This window comes from Paenibacillus tyrphae (assembly GCF_024158745.1).
GTDB lineage: Bacteria > Bacillota > Bacilli > Paenibacillales > NBRC-103111 > Paenibacillus_G > Paenibacillus_G tyrfis_A.
The window spans coordinates 1-18,756 of sequence record NZ_JAMZAW010000043.1; the positions used below are offsets into that span (position 1 = coordinate 1).

Below are 18,756 nucleotides of genomic sequence, written 5' to 3' on the forward strand. Positions count from 1 at the left end.
AATAAAATTATATTTTCTCATAATACACTGCATCTTTTTTCTCCAGACCACTGCCCTTGTTGTTTTAATAAAGTGGAACGTATTAGTGGAGTTTGCTTATGTGGTGCAGAAATTCAAGAAGGTCAGAGTGAGCGTTTCTTTTATAATTCACAGGAATACATTGAAATTTTGCGTTCCAAACAAAAGTCAGTTGAAACCATTGAAGTAGCTATCAATTCGTGTGGCAGAGAAATTACATCCTTACAAGACGGGATTAAACAAATTCATTTAAGTCTGGAGAGCACACGCAGCCAATTGAAAGAAGCTGAACAGCACACGAATTCCAATAATCAAGAATTACTACAGTTGAATGAACGTGTTTATCAATTAAGGAATGATATTCAAGACAGTGAAAATAGGATTAAAATGATTGAAAAGTATGAAGGAATTGAACGGGCATTTAAAAAAGCGAAAGATGATTTTACTGCGCTACAAACAAAGGTGAGAAGTACACAGGATGCAATAGAACAATTGATACAAGCCCAGATTAAACGCTTTAATGAGATATACAATGGCTTCATGACAAAAACTTTGAAAGAAGTATCCAGTGCAGAGATTAATGAGGATTATATGCCTGTCATAAACGATGGATATTACAGAGAAGCCAGCTCAGATGTACCTAAACGATTTTTATATTTCTTAACTCTTTTAGCCATGTCTTTGGACACCAAGAATCGTATTCCATTCCCTCAATTTTTACTTGTGGATACACCTGAAAACTTGGGGATTGATAAAGATAATTTAGATAAATGTATGGATAGAATTTCTGAACTTCAATCAATGGATTACCAAATTATATTAACAACTGGATTGGGCAAATACCCCAAAACTTTATCTGGTTTTATTAAACAAACCGTTGTTGAAGGTGACAAGTTGTTAAAACTGAAATAAATAGAAGTCGTTTCATTGAAACACGGAAACAGATATCAAAGTGGTATCTGTTTTTTTTGTTGTATTTAATATCGTATCGAATCATTCAATGCTGTATGTAATGATATAAGTTTCTTGATAAATTCAAATAGATTTCGTTTTTCAGCAACTTTTAGCTTTTGAAACAATCCAATTTGGTGTCTTGTGAGGGCGGGAATTTTTAGATAAGTTAATTCGTGCATCAAGAATGTACTTTGAGTGTATTTGTGAATTGGTAACAAAAGTGAAGACTTGGGAAGACTGGACAACGTTGTAGAAACGGTATACGGAGTCTATGAAACGAAGCTGACCTCAAGCACGCCGGGCACGGCGACAGTAGGCGCCGCCGCTTATGGGCAATTGATGGCGAGTCCGGTTCCTACTTGTTCTGCGGTCCGGCCCATGAGAACGCGCGGGCCAGCGTCACCGTGAATTCCGCGCTGGTAACCTTCGCATCGGCCGGAACGACCCGTCGGTGAAGCCGTCGACGATCCGTGCCTCTGACGCCCTGTAGATGTCCGCCGCTGCCCAATGCCCGCTTACCGCAGCTCCGTTCCCCGGTGTAACCGGAGCGGGCTGATCAGGCTGGCGGCCGGGAGCCTTGTCCTTAACGGAGAAGGTTCCGTTCCTCTTCCGTTGCCCAGTTGAACCGGACTAGGTGCCAGGCTGCCGCTTCCGGAACCGCTATCGTCCGATCCCGAATCTTCATCCATCGGATCGGGCTTCGGTTCCGGTTTAGGCTCCTAATCTCTTGCATAGTGGACTTTCGCGGCCGACGTCGCGCTGTAAGTCCCGTACGTGGCGGTCAGCACCGTCTCGCCGGGGGAAAGCCCGGACAGCCCGCCGCACTAACGCTTGCAATGGATGGGTCGCGCACCGACCAGATGCTATAAGCCGTAATATCTTCGGCATGATCATCCCAATAGCAGGCTTTGACCGTCACTTGCAACGGCGACCGGCGAAGTATGGCCCGATTGGGCAGGCGAAGCGATCGGGGGACGGGCTATGGCGGCCGCTTATGCGAACCGCAGCCTGCCGGAGACGGCAAACAAGCCGGTCACGGCCTTTGCCGACGGCGCGGAAGTCCCCGCATGGGCGCAGGACGTTTACCGCACCGCATTGTCCGCGAGACTTCTCGAAGGAGACGACCGGAACCTTCTGCATCCGCTAGAGGGGACCACGCGCGCCGAAGCGGTCACGGTGCTTTTACGCCTGATCCGCTAGGCGACTCCATACGAAGGTTCATACTAAGCAAGAGCCCGGTGCCGAGCATGCCGCCGGGTTCTTTTTCGCATTTTCTCTAGAGCGTATGTTCCGGGCTGTGGGAGTTAACGCCCGATTTATTTTCAGATTGACGGATGATGGAGAAAGGACTACAATAATCAACAAGAAACCACAACAACAAAGTGATGTATGCAACAATCCACGATTGATGATTGCCAATCATCAAATGCGTAAGGTGTTTTATTTATCGAAGTTGTTCAAAAAAGTAACCCGTGAAGTGGAAGCGTTTGTAAGAAAAACCTTCATGTATGAGTGAGGAGGAAGCGGGATGAAGCTGGATTTTCATTTTCACCTGGAGGAGGGGCCGTACTCGACCGGCTGGCTGCAGCGGACGGCGCGGGCGTTGGAGAACGTGCATCGGGAGAGCGGGCGGCTGGGTGAGCGGCCGCATTCGCTCGAATGGATGAACAAGCTGGGAGAGCTGCTTCAGCAGCGGCTTGCGGCGGGCTGCTTCAGCGACGAATGGCTCGCGTTCTATTTCGAGCAGGGGCGGCAACGCGGGATCGAGCGGTTCGGGATGGTGGATCACCTGTACCGGTTTACCGAGTTCCGGCCGTATTACGAACGGCACATGATCGTGGACGATACGCCGCTTGGCCGGCTGCAGCAGTACTGGCTGGACCGTGTCTGCGTAAGCTCCATCGAGCCGTATCTTCAGGCGGTGCGCCGGGCGAAGGCCGCGGGCGTGCCCGTATCGCTCGGGGTCGAGGCGGACTTTTTCCCGGGAGGCGAGGCGGAGCTCGGCGAGCTGCTGTCGCGGTACGAGCTGGATTACGTGATCGGGTCCGTCCATTTTCTGGAAGGTTGGGGCTTCGATAACCCGGAGACCCAGGAGCTGTTTAAGGAAAAAGACTTGCCTGAGCTGTATCGGCAATTGTTCGACTACGTGAAAATGGCGGCTTCCAGCGGCTTGTTCGACATTATTGCGCATCTGGATAATTTGAAGGTGTTCAATTACCGGCCGGAAGAGAAGCTGCTGCTGCCGATGTACGAAGACGTGGCCCGTGCGCTCAAGCAGGCGGATGTGGCGACCGAGATCAATACCGGACTTGCTTACCGGTACCCGGTGAAAGAAGCTTGCCCGAGTCCGGCTTTTCTGGACATTTTGTATAAACACGGCGTCCCGATTACGTTAAGCTCCGATTCCCATTTTCCGGACGACATCGGAACGCAGCTGGACGAGGCGATGGATTTGCTGGCCCGGATCGGGTACAAAGAAATCATCTACGTGCACGAGAAGAAACGGATCGCCGTTCCGCTCGGGCGGTAAGGGGAGGTCCCCATGGAACTGTCGTTGACCCCGGATGTGTGGCATATCGGTTATGCGGAGCTGACGCTCCGCATTATAACGGCGCTGGTGCTGGGCGGTCTGATCGGCTTGGAGCGGGAAATCGGCGGGCATTCGGCCGGATTTCGCACGCATATTCTGGTCTGCATGGGCTCGGCTCTGATTGTGCTGCTGTCGAGCTACGGTTTTTCCGATTTTGCGGTCGAAGCGAACGTGAGGCTGGACCCGGCACGTCTGGCCGCCCAAGTAATCAGCGGCATCGGCTTCCTGGGGGCCGGAACGATTATACGCACGGGGCCAACCGTGTCAGGGCTGACGACCGCGGCTTCGCTATGGGTCGTAGCGGCCATCGGCCTTGCGGTCGGCGCCGGTTTTTACTATGGGGCCGTCGTCTCGACGGCCGCGGTCATCGTCAGCTTGTTCCTCTTGAACAAGGTGGAGAAGGCGGCGTTGGCGAAGACGAAGCGCAAGCGCGAGGTGGAGGTCGAGCTCTGGGACGGGGACGGGAATCTCGGCGCGATGCTGAACCGGATCAAGGCTGCGGGCGCTTCCGTCACCGTACTGCATGTGGAGAGCCGGGTGAAGGAAACGGAGGAAGGCTGTCGCCATGCCTTAAGCGTACGCATGGCGCTCAAGACGACGGCCGGGCAATACGAGAACGTCGTGCAGGAGCTGGTCGTGCTTCCGGGTATGGTGAAGGTAGAAACGCCGGGATGGAAGCCGTTCGAGCACGAAAATAAAACGAAAGCGGCGGGGAAGACGGCCTGATTCGGTCCTGCGGGTCCGGCGTCGGCGGAATCGATCTGCTTCAACCATGAAGCAGGCGCTGCTTCCGGCAGACGGTAACGAGATATACAACTAGCGAAGAGGAGCGATTCAAATGCAAGCTTTAACTTTTCGGGATGACCGGACGTTTACGATTGTGCAGTTCACCGATGTGCATATGAAATCCGGAGGCGACGCGGACCGGCGCACCTTGGAGCTGATGGAGCACATTCTCGAAGCGGAGCGGCCGGATCTGGTCTACTTCACCGGAGACGTCATCGAAGACAAGGAATGCGACGATCCGCTTGGCCGTTTCGACCGGGCGGTTTCCGTCGTCGAGAAGCGGCGCATCCCGTGGGCGGTCGTCTTCGGCAATCACGATACCGAGATGAAAATCACCCGGCAGCAGCTGATGGACAAAGTGTCGGGCTACGAATACGCGTTAGCGTCGGGCGGTCCGTCGGACATTGCCGGAGAAGGCAACTATGTGCTCGAAGTCCGGGATGCGTCCGGCCGTCCGGCCGCCTTGCTGTACGGCTTCGACTCCGGCTGCATGTCCACGCTGCCGCACGTACAGGGCTACGGCTGGATTTGCCGCGATCAGATCGATTGGTACGTCCGGCAGTCCGCCGCCTATACGTCGGACAACGGCGGCACGCCGCTGCCGGCCCTGGCGTTCTTCCATATTCCGCTGCCGGAGTATGCGGAGGTATGGGAGCGCGAAGTATGCCACGGGCATAAGTACGAGAACGTGTGCTGCCCGAAGATTAACACGGGACTGTTCGCGGCGCTCGTCGAAATGGGCGACGTCATGGGGACGTTCGCCGGGCACGACCACGTCAACGATTACTGCGGCACGCTTCACGGCGTCCGCCTGTGCTATGGCCGGGCGACGGGCTACAATACGTACGGCCGGGACGATTTCCCGCGCGGGGCGCGCATCATTCGGCTGCGCGAAGGCGAGCGCGGCTTCGAGAACTGGCTGCGTCTAGCGGACGGAACGGTCGTGACGGAGCAGCCGGAGCATCGGCCGGAGACGCGTTAAGGACTGCACGGGCAGGGGCCCCTGCAAATTAAAACTGCATTTCGGACAGGCGAACGGCTGGAAGAGCACCTCTTCGGCCGTCCGCCTGTTTTCATTTTGGCAGCTATCGAAGACGGAATTCGTCCGGAAAACCCCGTGCCGAACTTGAATGGAAGCCTTGAAAATAGCGGGTTTCCGCCATTTGAGAACTGTTTTGGGCAAATGAGAACTGGGCGAATCCGGGGGCGAATGCTACGATGGGGGCAGGAATTTCCGATACGCCAACTTACCATGCTTCGATCAGTCCAATACGGATGTCCGAAATCGGATGTATAGTATAATGAGGACGGTGACTACTACGACAGACGCGCAAGGAAGGTTGGACGATGCGACATTTATTTTCCAAGAACTACGTTCGGATTTATTTGTGGATCGGAATGATCTTTACGATGATCATCATTCCGTTCTCCATGTTTTTGGCGAACCAGTTCTCGAAATACGCCTACTCGCAAATGGATCTGTTCAACCGCGATACGATGCTGCAAACGGCAAGCCGCACCGAGTTTCTGCTGAACAAGCTCAAAGCGTACGGGCTTCATATGTACCAGGACCGTACGGTGCAGGAATGGCTGCAATCGGCCGGCCGCAGTCCGCTGGACGACATGGATGCGCTCCATGCGCTGACGAACTATATGTCGACTGAGCCGTTTATCAAGCGCGCCTATCTGGTGAACGTCCACAAAGAGCAGGTGATCGATTCGCTCAAGGGGCTCGTTTCGTTCGAGAAATTCGGGGATGCGGCGATGCTGAAGAAGATCCGGGAGGACCGGCCGCTCTTTTTGCAGTTTTTTTATCATGAAACCGGCGGCGAGCCTTATCTCGCGCTCATCGTTCCGTCCACGCCGGCCAGGAAAGACCACCGCGGCTATCTCGTGCTCCTGTTGGATAACAGGGCGCTGCAGGAAAATCTGCTCGGTCTGAACAAGGAACTCGGCATGGATCTGATGATTGTGGACGGCCAAGGCCGGAATGTGCTGGGGACCGCGGAGCACGACGCGGCCATCCTGAACGAGCTGCGCCGCCTGAAGCCGGCGGGTTCGGAGACACAGGTCATGACCGTGTGCGGAATGCAATTGTTCGTCAATTCCGCACCGCTGGCCTCGCAGAAATGGACGGTGTATTCATTAACCGAGTTGAAAGCGTTTAAGCGTCAAGCGCTAGCGTTCCAGACGAAAATCGTCGGTTACTCGCTGCTGCTGCTCGTCCTGCTGCTGCTGGCGGCATTCTGGAATTCCCGCCGGATGGTGAAGCCGTTCCGCAGGCTGGCGGACCAATTGCAGCGCCGCATCGTGCAGGAGTCGCGCCATTCCGCGCTGGCTCTCCCCGCTGCGGGAGACGAGTACAGCATCTTGAAAAACGGGATCGAGCTGCTGTCCAGCCGGGTCGACGAAATGCACCAATCGCTTCGCGGCCATTCCGGCTTGATCAAGGCGGAATATTTGCGCCAGTGGCTACTGCAGGGAAGAATGAACCGGACGCTGCGGGAAGGGATTGCCCGGGAATCGGAGCTCCTGGCGTCGGACCTTATCCGGCTTGTGGTCGTCAAAATCGACGCATACCGGGACGTTGCCGAAACGTACGATTTTGCTTCCCGCCAACTGCTCAAATACGCGATGGGCAACATTGCCGGAGAGATCATCTCGGGCGAGGGCGGGGCGCTGGAGACGATCGATCTGGCCGGCGATCACATCGTCTTCCTGATCGGGCTGGATCGGGACGATGCCGTAGTCTGCAAGCTGCTGGAGACGATCAAGGGGCATATTGCAACGTATGTCCGGCTTCAGGTGACCGTCGCGGTGAGCGATCTGAAGCACTTGGAGGACGATCTGCGCTCCGTTTACGACTTCGTTCTGGAGCTTACTCTGCTCAAGTTCATCAGCGGCGAAGACAAGGTGTACACGGAGGGCGATTACGAAAGCTACGTTCGGCTGCTGCAGCCGTTATCCGATCCGAAGAGCCTCGACAAGCTGCTTGTCGCGGTCAAGTCCGGGAAAAAGGACCAGGTCGTCCTGCTGCTGGAGGAGCTGTTCGGGCAGATGGCGGCGGTCAAATACACCGAATGCAAGGTAAGGCTGACCGTCATTTTATTTACGATCATGAAGGAATTCGACAAGCTTCGGGCGCTGCAGGGCGTGGACGGCATCGACAAACAGCTCGACCGATTCTCGACGCTGCAGGAAGCGCGACACTGGCTAGAGGCGGAGCTATTCGCTGTCATGGACCAGCTGAGCTCCCGCAAAGGCGGTGACCGGAAGGAGAAGCTTGCGGAGGAGATGATCAACTACGTACTGTACCATATTCACGATCCGATGCTGTCCGTCGAAGCGATCGCGGAGCATGTTTCGCTGTCGGCCAAGTACGCCCGCAGCATTTTTCAGGAAGTGCGCGGCGTGTCGCTCTCGAACTACATTCTGAACACAAGGATCGAGAAGGTAAAGGAGCTGCTCGTCACGACAAGCATGTCGGTGGCGGATATCGGGGAGCGTTCGGGATTTTTGACGCGAAGCCATTATTTTACGGCGTTCAAAAAAGCGACGGGGCTGACCCCTAACCAATACCGGCTGCACCATACCGAAGGGGAAGGAGGGGAAGCGAAATGAACCGGACACTGCGATGGGGATGCTTGCTTGCTGCGCTTCTCTTGCCTGCGGGGTGCGGAGGGTCCTCCGCTTCCGATGCGGGCCGGACGGCCCCGGCCGCCACGCCTTCTCCGGTGACGCTCCGCATCATGCTCCCGGGCGATCGGGCCGCCGATTACGACCTTGTGCTGAAGGAAGCGCAGCGGCGTCTGGTGGGAACGCTCAACGTGAGCCTCGACATCAAGTTCGTGCCATGGAACGACTTTGGCCGGGTATCCCAGGTGGCGCTGGCTTCGGGCGAGGAGATCGATCTCGTCTTCGACGCGCCGTGGTTGCATTTGAGCGAGATGATCTCCAGCGGGTACTACGAGCCGCTCGACGTGCTGCTGGAGAAGTACGGCGAGACGATCCTTGCCAAGCGGCCCCGGCCGATGTGGGAGGCCAACCGGTACGGCGGCAAAATTATGGCGATCCCGCTCGGCGTCTCCTATGCGATGGGCCACTCGTATTTCGTCCGCAAGGACCTTCGCGAGAAGCTTGGCGTGCCGCCGATCCAAAGCTACGAAGAGCTGATCCGGTTCGCCTACCTTCTGAAGCAGAAGGAGCCGGGCATCGTGCCGCTGATCGCAGCGGGGAACACGTCGCAGCAGCTCTACAGTCAGGCGGCGTTCCGGTATTACGACGATGCGCAGGAACAGATCCGGCCGACGCAGGCGCTGGGCAGCAGCCTGATGCTGTATTACCAGCGCAATGACGGCAAGGTGCACAATCTGTTTCACGAAAAGGATTCGCCGGTCCGCGACTGGATTCGCGAAGCGCGCCGGTTGTATGTGGATGGCGTCATGCATCAGAACGTGCTCGGCATCAAAGATTTTCAAGACCCGGGCTTCTCGGGCGAGGTAGCGGTCTTCCCGGCAGGCTCGTTCTCGGTTGACGAGGGGAATCAGGAAAAGCTGAAGCGGCATGCAGCGGGCGGAGAGCTGGAGAGCGTGATCTTTTATCAGGACATTCCGAAGGCGAATTTGTCGAATTTCGCCCAATGGAATTTTATCGCGGTTCCGGTGACCAGCAAGCACAAAGAGGAAGCGATCCAGTTCCTCAATTGGGCCAACGAGAAGGACAACTACGACCTGCTGGCGTACGGACTTCCGGGCGTCCATTGGGAGCCCGTAGGGACGGACCGATATCGGACGCTGAAAAGCGGCTATCAGCAGTTCCCGTACGTCTGGTTGTGGAACCCGGACGACGACCGCATTCCGGTGACCGATGACCGTACGGAGGCGTTGGACTGGTTTATTCGGCGGGCGGAGCATTTTACGCCGGATGTACTGACGGGGTTCCAGTTCGACGGAACTCCGGTACAGAACGAGCTGAACGCGTACGCAAGAATCGAGGCGGAGTACTACACGCCGATGTTTAACGGAGTGCTCGACCCGGAGGAAGCGTGGCCGCGTTTTGAAGCCGAAGCCGGTGCGCTGTTGGAAGCGATCGGGTCGGAGCTGCAGCGCCAGATCGACGCTTTCCTGCGGAACAAGCGGCACTGACCAAGCCGATGCGGGTTGCCTAAGCCGTCTGGCGGGGCACGGAGCGTCTGTGTTGCGGCGGAAACTACTTCGCGACGCGAAGCACCCTCTCTATGTTCGATACTTCAACATAGAGGGGGGAGCCGCGGCCGTCCGGCACCCTGTGCGGCAAATCCGTGCATACGTGCAGACGGAGGAGTATTGTCCCGAAGTATGTCCTTTTGTGGAGGATTATTCCGTTTTTACATTAATTATAGGAGGTGGTTTTCATTTAGTCTTGTCCGATGAGCGGAAGGAGACAGGGCAGGAGACTTTGCCCAAGGAAGGATTAAGTGACGATTCGCACCCGCCTGAAGCGGAAAGCCCGGATGTTCCGGCTCACCGTGAGGGGAGAGAGGCGGCAACATCGTAAACACACTATCGAAAGGGTGGCTGACATGAAACGGAATACAACGTATAAAACGATGACGGCACTGCTGGCGACCATGCTGGTGGCGGCAGGACTTAGCGGATGTGCCGGGGGCAAGGACGCGGGCGGTACGGGGTCCGGAGCTGCTTCCGGCGACGGGAAGACGGAAGGGAAAGTGACGGTTCAACTCTGGAACCATTACACCGGCGATAAAGCGGCTGTACTCGATCAGATGGTGTCGGCTTTCAACGCCAGCCAGAACGAAATTACGATCAAAGCGCTGAGCAATCAGGACCCGCAAAAGCAGCTCACCGCGATCTCCGGCGGCAGCGCGCCCGATCTGATGTTCACGTTCTGGAACAACATCGGCCCGTGGTCCGAAGCGGGCGCGGTGCTGAATCTTGACGATTTCGTCAAGCAGGCGAACTTCGATACGAAGAAAATCATTCCCGCTGCCTTGGAGCGCATGAAGGTGGACGGCAAGGTATACGGCTTCCCGATCTCGATGAGCATGGCAAGCCGGCTGTACTACAACAAGAAGATGTTTCAGGACGCGGGAATTTCCAAGCCGCCGGAAACGCTCGAAGAGATGTTTGAGGTCTCGAAAAAACTGACCAAGAAGGACAGCAAAAACGGCTACGAGCAGGTCGGCTTCATCCCCGACTATCCGTGGATCGACAATGTCTTCTGGCCGATCATCTTCGGCGGCTCCTGGGATGACGGCAAGGGCAAGCTGACGGCCGCCCAGAAGGCGAACGTTGATGCGATCGCTTACCAGACATCATATTACAAAGAGTTCGGCAGCGAGGGCATCTCCAAGTTCAAATCCGGCATGGGCAAGGCTGACACGCCGCAAGACCCGCTCGTCACCGGCAAGCTCGGCATGATGATCGGTTGGGAGAACATGTACAACGACAAGCGCGGCGAAGGCGGAGCGATCGGCGTTGCGCCGTTCCCTTATCCAAAAGACCGGCCCGAGCTGAAGAACGCGGGCATGGTCAGCCCGATTGCGATGTTCATCCCGGCGAAAGCGAAGAACAAGGAAGCGGCCTGGAAAGTGATGCAGTATTTCTTGTCGGAGGATGTGCAGATCGAGTACGCGACCAAAGCGAAGACGATTCCGGTGCTCCTGAGCGCGCTGGACAATCCGAAGCTGACCAAGAACGAAGCGACGAAGTCGCTGACGGAATTTTTCGAGAGCGCGAAGAGCTCGAACCTGAACGGCTTTCCGAACAGCGTCTATATCAACGAATATTTGCAGGCGCTGAACGAAGAAACGGAAAAAGCGCTCAAGAGCCAGATCACGCCGCAGCAAGCGATGGACAACGTCGTGGCCAAAATTCAACCGAAAGCGGATAAAGCGAACAAGAAATAAGAACACCGGGGCGCGCGCATGCTGTTATCGCGCTGCTCGCGCGCCCCGAACATCAAAGAGGAGGAGGACCGGAGATGGATACAGTCAATCGAATCGGAATCAAGCGAAGAGAGCGCCAGCGTCTCCTCGTCGGGTTGTGCTTTATCAGTCCGTGGCTGATCGGATTTTTGCTGTTTCAACTGCTGCCGATCATATCTTCGTTCTATTACAGCCTGACGGAGTACAACCTGTTCGAAGCCCCACAGTGGGCGGGCGCCGCGAATTACGCGGAGCTGGTCGTGGACGGCAAAGTATGGCAATCGCTGTACAATACGCTTTTTATGGCGGTGTTCGGGCTGTTCCCGCATCTGGCGTTCGCGCTCGGCATTGCCATGCTGCTCAACAAAGACGTTAAAGGAAAATCGCTCTACCGTACGATTTATTTTCTGCCTACGCTCGTGCCGACGGTTGCCGCGACGCTGCTGTGGATGTGGCTGCTGAACGCGCAGTACGGGCTGATCAACGAGCTGCTGGGCATGCTGGGACTGCCGCAGCCCGTCTGGCTGCTGGAGCCGCAATGGACGAAGCCCGCGCTGATTCTGATGGGCTTCTGGGGAACGGGGACGGCGAGCATCATGTATTTGGCCGCCCTGCAGGATGTGCCGCGCATGTATTACGAAGCGGCGGAGATCGACGGAGCCAACGCCTGGCAAAAGTTCCGCCACATCACGCTGCCGGCGATCTCGCCGATGACGCTGTTTCAGGTCATCATGGGCGTCATCGGGGCGCTGCAAATGTTCACGCAAGGCTACGTGTTCGCGGACGGCAACGGGCAGGCGATCGGCGGACCGGAAAATTCGCTTTTGTTCTACGCGGTTTACTTGTACCAGACGGCGTTCTCGTTCCTGCGGATGGGCTACGCGTCGGCGATGGCCTGGGTGCTGTTCGTTATCGTCTTCCTGCTGACCTTTCTGGTCTTCAAAACATCGGCCCGCTGGGTGTATTACGGAGGTGAGCGCTAATGTCCAAGGCAACTGCCGCAACGTCTTCCTTATCCGTTAGCCGGAATAAGCGAAAGCGAGCTCTCGGGGCGCGCCCAAGCTGGGTGACGCATCTGCCGCTCGTGATCGTCGGCCTGCTGTTTTTGCTGCCGTTCGTCTGGCTGGTCATCACGTCGCTCAAAACCGACGAAGAAATCTTCGTCGTGCCGGTCCGGTGGTGGCCCGAGACGGTACAGTGGAGCAACTACGTCAATGCGATGAAGGCGATTCCGTTCTTCCAATACACGATGAATACGGTGTTGATTTCCGCCCTTTGCGTGCTCGGCGTTGTCGTGATCGCGCCGCTTGTCGCTTACGGGTTCGCAAGGATTCATTTTAAGGGCAGGAATGCGCTGTTCCTCGTCATGATGAGCACGCTGATGCTTCCTTTTCAAGTGACGATGATTCCGCTTTATGTGCTGTTCAACAAGCTGGATCTGATTAATTCGTACTGGCCGATCGTGCTTTCCTCGTGGTTCGGCACCGGCATGGCGTACTACATTTTCATGGTGCGGCAGTTTTTTATGGGCATCCCGCATGAGCTGACGGAGTCGGCGAAGATCGACGGCGCTTCGGAGTTCCGCATTTATGCGCAAATCATCCTTCCATTGGCGAAGCCGGCGATCTTGACCGTGGGGCTGTTCACGTTTCTGGCGGCGTGGGGCGATTTTCAGGGCCCGCTCATTTATTTGAACGATCCGGAGAAGTGGACGCTATCCATCGGGCTGAAGCAGTTCATCCGCGAGAATCAAGTGGCTTGGGGGCAGTTGATGGCCGCTTCGACCTTGTTCACCGTTCCGATCGTCATTCTGTACTTTTTCGTGCAGAAAAAGTTTATCGAGGGCATCTCCATCACGGGGATGAAATAACCAAAAGCAGCATCCGGGGAGGAAATGACAATGAAGCTGGGCATCAGCTCCTACAGCTTGTATCAGGCGGTGCAGCGCGAAGGCTGGACCATCCTGGACATTATCGAATGGATTGCGGAGAACGGAGGCGAGCATGCGGAAATCGTGCCGCTGGAGTACGACCTGCTGGAGCAGCCGGAGCTGGCGGACCGGATCCGGGAAAAAGCGGCGCAGTGCAGAATCGAGCTGTCCAATTACGCGATCGGCGCGAACTTTGTGACGGAGTCGGACGAGGCGTACTTGGTGGAAATCGAACGGGTCAAAAAGCACGTCGAGCTGGCGCATCGCATGGGCATCCGGCTCATGCGGCACGATGCGGCGTCCCGGCCGCTGCCGGAAACGACGATCTCCCGGTTCGAAGCGGATCTGGAGCGGGTGGCGGAGGCTTGCCGTCAGGTAGCCGACCATGCCGCTTCGTACGGCATCGTCACCAGCGTGGAAAATCACGGGTACTACATCCAGCACAGCGACCGGGTGCAGCGGTTGGTGGAACGGGTCGGCCGGGACAATTTCCGGACGACGCTGGATGTGGGCAATTTCCTGTGCGTCGACGAGCTGTCCGTTCCGGCCGTGAACAAAAATATTTCCATCGCCTCGATGGTGCACGTGAAAGATTTTTACGTCCGGCCTTCGTACCGGAATCCCGGTGAGGGATGGTTCCGGTCGGCGGGCGGCAGCTATTTGCGCGGGGCGATTGTCGGTCAAGGCGACATCGATATGCCGGAGGTGCTGCGCATCATCAAGGCGTCGGGCTACGACGGGTACGTGTCCATCGAGTTCGAAGGCATGGAAGATTGTAAGCAGGGAGCCAGGATCGGCATGGATTACGTCCGCGCCATGTGGAAGGAACTGTAAACCTAAGCATATATATTCGGATCGGGAGGATTCGTCATGAGTAAAGTGAGAATCGGCGTTATCGGAGCGGGAAGTATCTCGGAAATGCATTTGAAGGCTTATGCCAACAACCCGGAGGTGGAGCTTGCGGCGATCTGCGATTTGAACGGGGAGCGGGCAAGAACCAAGGCGGAGGCCTACGGGGCGGGAAAAGTATTTACGGATTACAAGCAGCTGCTTGCCGATCCGGACATCGACGCGGTGAGCGTGTGCACGTGGAACAACAGCCACGCCGCCATCAGCATCGCCGCCTTGGAGGCGGGCAAGCACGTGCTGTGCGAGAAGCCGCTGTGCAAGACGGTGGAGGAAGCGCTTCAGGTGGAGGCGGCGGTCGGCCGGAGCGGCAAGACGCTGCAGATCGGCTATGTCCGCCGGTATGGCACCAACGTGCGCGTGCTGAAGAAGTTCATTGATGCGGGCGAACTGGGCGAAATCTATTACGCCAAAGCGACCTGCTTGCGCCGTCTCGGCAATCCGGGCGGCTGGTTCTCCGACATCGAGCGCTCGGGCGGCGGTCCGCTCATCGATCTCGGCGTTCATATCATCGATCTGTGCTGGTACCTGATGGGCAAGCCGAAGGTCAAATCCATCAGCGGCAATGCTTACCGGAAGCTGGGCAACCGGAGCCATATTCAACATTTGGATTACTATAAGGCAGCCGACTATAACGAGCACAATACGGTGGAGGACCTCGCGAACGCGCTGATCCGTTTCGAGAACGGCGCTTCCTTGCTCGTTGACGTCAGCTTTACGCTTCAGACTAAGAAAGACGAATTCGCCGTCAAATTGTACGGGGACAAAGGCGGGGTCGAGGTCGAGCCGGAGCTGACGATTATCACGGAGCGGCACGACACGATCTTGAACGTCACGCCGCAGATCGATCACTTGTCGTTCGATTTCGAACGCGGCTTCCAGAACGAGATCGATCATTTTATCAATTGCTGCCAAGGCCGGGAGCAGACGATCAGCCCGGTGCAGGACGGCGTGGAAATGATGAAAATGCTGTGCGGCATCTACGAATCGGCCCAGTCGGGCGAGGAAATCCGGTTTTAGCATCCTATTTGCGGTTGGGAGATCATATGATGAGACAAAGAATTACGGAGAGAGGCCTGGTCGTCTCCTGCCAAGCGTATGAAGGGGAGCCACTGTTCGGCCCCCACCATATGGCCGAGATGGCCAAAGCGGCCGTGCTTGGCGGGGCGGTCGGCATTCGCGCGAACGGGCTCGCGGATATTTTTGCCGTGAAGCAAGCCGTTGCCGTGCCGGTGATCGGCTTGAACAAACGAAGCAGCGCAGGCAGCGACGTGTATATTACGCCGACGCTGGAGGATGCGCTCGCCGTCCATGCCGCCGGAGCGGATATTATTGCGCTGGACGGCACGGACCGGCCGCGGCCCGACGGACGGACGCTGGCGGATACGGTGAAGGAGCTGAAGCGGCGGGACATCCTGATTATGGCGGATATTTCGACCGAGGAGGAAGGGCGGTACGCCGCGCAGCTCGGCGTCGACTGGATATCGACGACGTTGTCGGGCTATACGCCGTACAGCACGCAATCCGCCGAGCCGGACATTGCGCTAGTGGCCCGCCTCGCCGCAGCCGTGCAAGTCCCGGTTGTCGCGGAAGGAAGATACGGCAAGCCGGAGGATGTCAAGCGGGCGTTGGACGCGGGAGCGCAATTCGTTGTCATCGGCGGGGCGATTACGCGTCCGCAGCACATTACCGAGCGGTTCGTACATGCCATTCGGGAGAGCGGCTAGAGATGAAGCGGCCGGGGGAGGGGGAAGCCATGCGAACCATACTGTATGTTCCGCTGGACGAACGTCCGTGCAACTTCGATTTTCCGGCCGATCTGGCCGTCGGTACGGATTTTCGGCTCGTGAGGCCGGAGCTGGAGGCGATGGGGCGCAAAAAATCGCCTGCGGACGTGGACCGGCTATGGGCCTGGCTGTTCGAGCGGGCAGCCGAAGCCGACGGTGCGATCGTTTCGCTGGATACACTGATGTACGGAGGCATCGTGCCGTCGAGACTGCACCGGCTGTCTCCGGAGCAGTGCCGGGAGCGGCTGGATAGGCTGCGCAAGCTGAAGCAAATCAATCCGAAGCTGCGGCTGTATGCCTTCAACCTGATCATGCGCTGTCCGAGCTATTCGAGCAGCGACGAGGAACCGGACTATTACGAAACGTGGGGAAAGGACATTTTCAGGCGGGGGGTTCTCCGGCACCGGGCAGAGCTTGGGCTGGCGGATGAGAAGGAGCTTGCGGAGCTGAAGCGGCTGGATACGTCCATCCCTGCCGGCGTCTGGCAGGATTATACGGAGCGGCGGGCCGTCAATTTGCAGGTCAACCAGTGGGCCGTCGAGCTGGTGAAGGAGCAGGTTGTCGACTTCATGATCGTGCCGCAGGACGACTCGGCGCCCTTCGGGCTGACGGCTGTTGACCAGCAGTGCGTGCGCGAGCATATCCGGAGCCTGAGCCTGCAGCTTCAGGTCTATATGTATCCGGGAGCCGACGAGGTCGGCTGTACGCTGCTCGCCCGTATGATCAACGGGTTTATGGGCGTCCGGCCGCTCATTTACCCGCATTTTTCGAGTGTGCAGGGTCCGTTCGTGACGCCGTTGTACGAAGACCGGATGCTGTACGAGACGCTAAAATGCCACATCGTGGCCGCAGGCGCGATGATGGCTTCCTCCGTCAGCGAAGCAGATCTGGTTCTGTGCGTGAATTCGCCGGGAGAGCAGATGATCGAAGCCGGCGAGCAGGCTTTACCGAATCCGAACCGCGGATATACCGTGCTGCGGAACCTCGTCGAATTGACCGAAATGGCGCATGAGGTCGTTCACCGCTGGAAGAAGCCGTGTCTGGTCGCCGACGTCGCCTATGCCAACGGCTCCGATCTGGAGCTGCTCGCGCTGCTGCGGCAGAAGGGGCTGCTGTTCCGCTTGGCCGCCTACGCCGGCTGGAACACCAACGGCAATACGCTCGGCACGTGCCTCGCGCAGGGGCTCATCTATTACCTATACGGCGATATGCCGGGCCATCGCGATTTTCTGGCCTTGCGGCTTGTGGAGGACGCGGGCTACTGCGCATCCGTCCGTCAGCAGGTTACCCAGTCGTGCCTGCCGTCTATGGGGCACACGTACTTCTCGATCGACGGGGAGCGGGGGGCGGTGGCGGACCTTGTGAAGCGGGAGCTGCAGCGGTTTGCCCGGGAGCAGATCGACGACGAAGGGCACCGCGTCGTGATTGACGACTGCCGCATGCCGTGGAGCCGGATGTTCGAGGTCGGTCTGCGCGTGCGTGTCGAGAGGAGATAGCGGGGTTTTGTCCCAGTCCAGGCAACCGCCAGCCCCATGGGAAGCCGGGAGGCGCCGGCGGTTGCCTGCTATAAGCCTCTTCGGATGAAGTTTGCCGAAACCGCCCGCAAACCCAATTCCTTGGCCCAGACGGACAATTGTCCGACATGGTGGATTTCATGGGCGATTACATGTCTTAAGATTTCGCCTTGGGTGAACGTTTCTTCCATCCCGGAAGGCGTAACAGGTTCACCGTCGGACTCATTGGTCCAATGTACGAGAAAGTCCTCGACTTCGATCCGATACTGCGCGGACAGCTGCCGGACCTTGTCCAAGCTCGCGAAGTCGTTGAAGGCAGGCTCCGGGTCCGGCTCGCCCTTGATGGCCCGAATCCAGCTGCACTCCACATCGACGATATGAAACAGCGTCTTCAGGATGGACCCGACTCCGCCGGTGCGTTCGCGCAGCAGCTCTTCCTCGCTTATTGCCCCGAAGGTTTCAAACCATTCGTCCCGTACCATCCAATTGTAGCGAAATAACCGCAGCATTCGTTTTCCTCCTCAGACTTTTTCAGATTACTTCCATAATATCTGGTCGAAAGACCAAGCTCAATATGCCGTCTTACTGCATTGTCCCTCCGGCGTTAACTGATAGAAGCCGTCCTGTACGTACAGCCGGTAGGCGCGGCTTTCCTCGTCGTAAGCGGCTGCGTGCTGCCACGCTTCTTCCAGCGATTCCGTCTTGATCAACCGATGGAAAAAGTGCATGATGAACAGCGCGGCCGCTTCTCCCGAAACATCGATATCGGCGGCAATATACGCTTTAAGGTTTCCTTGCATAAAAGCTTTCCCCGCTTCTTCGACACCCGCAGAGCAAGCCGTATTGATGACAACCGTTCCCGGCAGGTTGATCGCTTGGCCTATCGTCTCCGGAAGCATAACCTCATCGTGCAAGCTCGAAACGTCGATTTCTTCGATATATTCGCCGAAAATAATCCCGCCCTTGTCCCCATGAGCGCTAATAATAAGGTAAGGCGGAGCGTTTTCTTCTCCTTGCCCGATCACTTGCAGAAAATCCCCGGGCGTGCCGATGGCATGAAACAGCGTAACCGTATTGAATTGTTCCAAAACCTTACGAATAAAATTGGCCTCGCCGCCGTCGTCGATCGCAGCGATCGCAACAGGCAATCGTTTTGCGTAAAATCGGGTATCGACAGGTTTCCACATGGTGTACCACTCCTCATCTATTTTTATATGCTTACGACGAGGGGTTTCCATGGTTTCGCTGTTTTTGGATTTCGACCCAAGGCGAACGCAAAAAAAGCACCTTTCGTGAAGGACGAGGCCAACTACTGTATGCCGCCCCGTCCTCTTTAGAAACGTGCT

18 protein-coding genes are annotated in these 18,756 nt (G+C 56.8%); 14 read left to right on the forward strand and 4 right to left on the reverse strand.

Annotated elements, in window-relative coordinates; all coding sequences use genetic code 11:
• Positions 1 to 930, forward strand: a 930-nt coding sequence (locus NI000_RS35430) for a hypothetical protein (protein ID WP_253415984.1), incomplete at its 5' end; no start/stop codon positions are given.
• A 441-nt stretch (positions 931 to 1,371) separates the two neighbouring features.
• Here the strand turns inward: NI000_RS35430 and NI000_RS37285 are convergent.
• Together NI000_RS37285 and NI000_RS35435 are read right to left on the reverse strand one after the other, a co-directional pair.
• Positions 1,372 to 1,464, reverse strand: coding sequence for a hypothetical protein (locus NI000_RS37285; RefSeq protein WP_375541034.1), 93 nt, complete (start codon positions 1,462 to 1,464; stop codon positions 1,372 to 1,374).
• A gap of 23 nt (positions 1,465 to 1,487) precedes the next feature.
• Entirely contained in the window at positions 1,488 to 1,661 is a 174-nt protein-coding gene (locus NI000_RS35435) for a hypothetical protein (protein ID WP_253415985.1), read from the reverse strand.
• Between the two features lie 292 nt (positions 1,662 to 1,953).
• Between NI000_RS35435 and NI000_RS35440 the strand changes: the two genes are divergently transcribed.
• From NI000_RS35440 to NI000_RS35500, 13 genes are all read left to right on the forward strand, one after another.
• Positions 1,954 to 2,172, forward strand: coding sequence for an S-layer homology domain-containing protein (locus NI000_RS35440; RefSeq protein ID WP_253415986.1), 219 nt, complete (start codon positions 1,954 to 1,956; stop codon positions 2,170 to 2,172).
• A gap of 328 nt (positions 2,173 to 2,500) precedes the next feature.
• Positions 2,501 to 3,502 (forward strand): PHP domain-containing protein, encoded by a 1,002-nt coding sequence (locus NI000_RS35445; RefSeq protein WP_253415987.1) that lies wholly within the window; start codon positions 2,501 to 2,503, stop codon positions 3,500 to 3,502.
• A 12-nt stretch (positions 3,503 to 3,514) separates the two neighbouring features.
• Positions 3,515 to 4,288 carry an MgtC/SapB family protein gene (locus tag NI000_RS35450; RefSeq protein WP_253415988.1) on the forward strand — a complete coding sequence of 258 codons (774 nt, stop codon included), beginning with the start codon at positions 3,515 to 3,517 and terminating at the stop codon, positions 4,286 to 4,288.
• A 112-nt stretch (positions 4,289 to 4,400) separates the two neighbouring features.
• Positions 4,401 to 5,330: a metallophosphoesterase family protein gene (locus tag NI000_RS35455; RefSeq protein ID WP_253415989.1), complete on the forward strand. Its 930-nt coding sequence runs from the start codon at positions 4,401 to 4,403 to the stop codon at positions 5,328 to 5,330.
• 365 nt (positions 5,331 to 5,695) lie between these two features.
• Positions 5,696 to 7,969, forward strand: coding sequence for an AraC family transcriptional regulator (locus tag NI000_RS35460; RefSeq protein WP_253415990.1), 2,274 nt, complete (start codon positions 5,696 to 5,698; stop codon positions 7,967 to 7,969).
• Positions 7,966 to 9,492, forward strand: coding sequence for an ABC transporter substrate-binding protein (locus tag NI000_RS35465; RefSeq protein WP_253415991.1), 1,527 nt, complete (start codon positions 7,966 to 7,968; stop codon positions 9,490 to 9,492). Before NI000_RS35460 ends, NI000_RS35465 begins: the two co-directional genes overlap by 4 nt.
• Before the next feature lie 416 nt (positions 9,493 to 9,908).
• The gene (locus NI000_RS35470; protein ID WP_253415992.1) at positions 9,909 to 11,255 is read left to right on the forward strand and encodes an ABC transporter substrate-binding protein; all 1,347 of its coding nucleotides are present in this window, start codon (positions 9,909 to 9,911) and stop codon (positions 11,253 to 11,255) included.
• Between the two features lie 74 nt (positions 11,256 to 11,329).
• Complete coding sequence (locus NI000_RS35475; RefSeq protein ID WP_253415993.1) at positions 11,330 to 12,256, forward strand: carbohydrate ABC transporter permease; 927 nt, start codon at positions 11,330 to 11,332, stop codon at positions 12,254 to 12,256.
• Positions 12,256 to 13,143, forward strand: coding sequence for a carbohydrate ABC transporter permease (locus tag NI000_RS35480; RefSeq protein ID WP_253415994.1), 888 nt, complete (start codon positions 12,256 to 12,258; stop codon positions 13,141 to 13,143). Before NI000_RS35475 ends, NI000_RS35480 begins: the two co-directional genes overlap by 1 nt.
• A 30-nt stretch (positions 13,144 to 13,173) precedes the next feature.
• Positions 13,174 to 14,037, forward strand: a complete 864-nt coding sequence (locus NI000_RS35485) for a sugar phosphate isomerase/epimerase family protein (protein WP_253415995.1) — start codon at positions 13,174 to 13,176, stop codon at positions 14,035 to 14,037.
• A 36-nt stretch (positions 14,038 to 14,073) separates the two neighbouring features.
• On the forward strand, positions 14,074 to 15,129 hold the full coding sequence (locus NI000_RS35490) for a Gfo/Idh/MocA family protein (protein WP_253415996.1): 1,056 nt from the start codon (positions 14,074 to 14,076) through the stop codon (positions 15,127 to 15,129).
• 29 nt (positions 15,130 to 15,158) lie between these two features.
• Positions 15,159 to 15,836, forward strand: a complete 678-nt coding sequence (locus tag NI000_RS35495) for an N-acetylmannosamine-6-phosphate 2-epimerase (protein WP_253415997.1) — start codon at positions 15,159 to 15,161, stop codon at positions 15,834 to 15,836.
• 29 nt (positions 15,837 to 15,865) lie between these two features.
• Entirely contained in the window at positions 15,866 to 17,392 is a 1,527-nt protein-coding gene (locus NI000_RS35500) for a DUF4127 family protein (protein WP_253415998.1), read from the forward strand.
• Positions 17,393 to 17,460: 68 nt separating this feature from the next.
• Here the strand turns inward: NI000_RS35500 and NI000_RS35505 are convergent, their stop codons facing one another.
• Both NI000_RS35505 and NI000_RS35510 read right to left on the reverse strand, forming a co-directional pair.
• Positions 17,461 to 17,919, reverse strand: a complete 459-nt coding sequence (locus NI000_RS35505) for a DinB family protein (RefSeq protein WP_253415999.1) — start codon at positions 17,917 to 17,919, stop codon at positions 17,461 to 17,463.
• 60 nt (positions 17,920 to 17,979) lie between these two features.
• Positions 17,980 to 18,597: a hypothetical protein gene (locus NI000_RS35510; RefSeq protein WP_253416000.1), complete on the reverse strand. Its 618-nt coding sequence runs from the start codon at positions 18,595 to 18,597 to the stop codon at positions 17,980 to 17,982.
• Between the last annotated feature and the right edge of the window lie 159 nt (positions 18,598 to 18,756).